Raw genomic sequence first — 2,506 nt, 5'->3', positions numbered from 1 at the left:
CATTTCGTTGACGCTGAAGGTAACGTGCTCCGTGATCCAGTGACCCAGACCATTACCTATAAGACCGTCACCAATGCGGTCACCGGCGACACGATTTACACCCCGCAAAATGCTTACTATCAATACGATGTACCAGCCATCGCTGGGTACAATGTTGATACCAACCAGGTTGCGCAGGCAACCGTTAAGCCTGGCACCGCTGTCGCAGATGATACCGACGTCACCGTCACCTACACACCAAAGATGACATACGGCACGGCCACCAGCACCCGGACGATTCATTTCGTTGACGCCGCTGGTAAAGAATTACGCGATCCAGTTGTGCAAACCATCACCTACAAGACCGTCACCAATGCGGTCACTGGCGAAACGATTTACACCCCTCAAGGTGCCTACTATGCCTACCAGGTACCAACCATTGCTGGGTATCACACTGACAGCACCGTCATTGCCCAGCTGGCGGTTGGCGCTGGCACCACTGCCCCTGAGGACATTGACGTTGCGGTGACCTACACCAAAGACGCGGCGGTTGTTACCCCGGCTCAGCCAAGCACCAAGCCGAGTGTTGCTACCACGACGAAACCAGCTATTGGCAGCAAGACAACGACCAAAGCTGCTGCTCAGGCAGCCGCCAAGAAGTTGCCAAAGACCGGCGACGAAGCGAATACTTCAATCGCACTGTTAGGTAGTGCCCTTGTCGCCTTAGTTGGTGTTGCTGGCTACCGCAAGCGCGCTTAAACCAATATGAACAGCAAAAACGACAGTCTCCGGACTGCCGTTTTTTTGTCCCTTGCAAATGCGCTGCCCGCGCCAAAATGTGCTTCTTGGTATAATGAAGGCGAGATTGGAGGAGATGCTTTGTCTATCAAATTAGTATTGAGTGATATCGACGGCACTTTGATCAACGATGAAGGTGCCATCCCGGCGGCCAACCGCACCGCGATTCGCGCCTTTGTGGCCGCCGGCGGGCAGTTTTGTCTGGCTTCGGCCCGGCCGCCGCGAGCGATGACGGCGCTCGCCCAGTCGCTTGGCCTGACGGTGCCGCTGGTTAGTCTGAATGGCGCCTTGATCACGACGGTCACGCCTCAAGGCACCTTCACGATTTTGCACGATCAGCCCTTACCTGACAGTGCAGCTGCAGCAATCACCGGGCTGGTCACCAGCAAGCACTTGCCCATCAGCGTCAATTACATGGCGGGCCTTGACTGGATTGTCGCCGAGAACGACGCTTGGGTGCGCCAAGAAGTCGCCATCACCGGCTTTGCGCCGACCAGCTTTAACGCCGCCAGCTTAATACTCACGAAAAAGCCCGTGCATAAGCTACTCTGCATGGGCGCACCGGCGGCGATTAATCAACTTGAGGCGGCCATCACTGCGTCAGGCCTATCGGTGGCAGTGAGCCGCTCCAAACCCACTTACCTAGAAATCACGCATCCTCAGGTGTCAAAAGCGGCGGCGCTAGCTTTTTTGACCCAGCATTTTGGCCTAGATCAAGTCGCCACCATGGCGATTGGTGACGGCGATAATGATCAACCCATGATTAAAGCCGCCGGCGTGGGCATCGCCATGGGCAACGGTCTGCCAGGCGCTTTAGCCGCAGCGGATCACGTGGTGGCGGATAATAATCACGCCGGCGTGGCCGAAGCCCTGACTCGCTTTGCTTAGAGGCTGAGACAAAATGCGGTTTTAGCCCAGAGTATAAGCCAACCGGCCTGTAAAACCTGAACTTAGGTTTTGCAGGCCGGTTGGCTTATACGGCTAGGGCGTCGCATTTTGGCTCGTACTGTTCTGAATTAGTCTTGTGCCCATCTTCAGCTCAAATTATGTCTCTATCACTTTTGCGGTCAATTCGCCTAAAACCGCGGCTTTTTGCATGGGCGTTTGCACAATGCGCAGCTTCACCGGCGGTACCGCTGCTAGCAGCGGTAGGAGGGTGGCCTTAGCCCGAGATTCATAACCCCAGACATAGGCTAGAAAAGCTAGGTATTCGCGGTCAAGATGTTCCTCAAAGCCTGACGCCATGTCTGGCCGCGTCCGAGGATCCCGCCGAAACGCCAGTGACCGCCGCAGCACCCGCGCAATCGAAACCACCCGCGGTGCACGCAACCAAATGATGCGATCAGCTTGCGCAATGCGCGCCGGCAGAGTGCCGCTGTAATTGCCATCAATCACCCAATCGGCATGCGTGGCCATGAAAGTGGTCTGAGCGGCCTGAAACCGGATTTTAGCGGCGGCACTGTAATCCGTGGCGTGCCACAGCCGGTCCAGCGCCAGCAGCGGCCAGCCGGTGTTAGCGTTAATTTGGCGGGCCAAAGTTGATTTACCGGTGCCACTATTACCGATCAAAACGACTTTCATCCCTCAATTTTCAAGTCAAGTGCAACGATGATAACGAATTCTTGATAGTGGTCTAGTCTGTTACGCCATGCATCGGTAGTAATCGCATGGGCGAAGATAGTTCAGAATACGTCTGGGACGATGGTTCAGTGCGGATTGGACTGCTTGA

Annotated in this window: 3 protein-coding genes; 2 read left to right on the top strand and 1 reads right to left on the bottom strand. The window is 55.5% G+C overall.

Features of this window, described 5'->3' with window-relative positions; translation table 11 throughout:
• Together EKM90_RS12660 and EKM90_RS12655 are read left to right on the top strand one after the other, a co-directional pair.
• Nucleotides 1-738: mucin-binding protein (locus tag EKM90_RS12660; protein ID WP_164508004.1), on the top strand; the 738-nt coding region annotated here is incomplete at its 5' end.
• 120 nt (nt 739-858) lie between these two features.
• Nucleotides 859-1,665, top strand: a complete 807-nt coding sequence (locus EKM90_RS12655; protein ID WP_164508003.1) for a Cof-type HAD-IIB family hydrolase — start codon at nt 859-861, stop codon at nt 1,663-1,665.
• A gap of 156 nt (nt 1,666-1,821) precedes the next feature.
• On the opposite strand, the gene EKM90_RS12650 is transcribed toward EKM90_RS12655, so the two are convergent.
• A complete protein-coding gene (locus EKM90_RS12650; RefSeq protein ID WP_125583162.1) occupies nt 1,822-2,358 on the bottom strand; it encodes a P-loop NTPase family protein in 537 nt (178 codons plus the stop codon).
• Nucleotides 2,359-2,506 lie beyond the last annotated feature (148 nt).

The organism is Lacticaseibacillus suibinensis, assembly GCF_003946175.1.
Classification (GTDB): domain Bacteria; phylum Bacillota; class Bacilli; order Lactobacillales; family Lactobacillaceae; genus Lacticaseibacillus; species Lacticaseibacillus suibinensis.
Note: the sequence above shows the minus strand (reverse complement) of the source record. Positions and strands in the feature narration are given on the sequence as shown.

Excerpts from the sequence above, each read along its gene's own strand:
- EKM90_RS12650 (WP_125583162.1), bottom strand. The coding sequence starts at position 2,358 with ATGAAAGTCGTTTTGATCGGTAATAGTGGCACCGGTAAATCAACTTTG.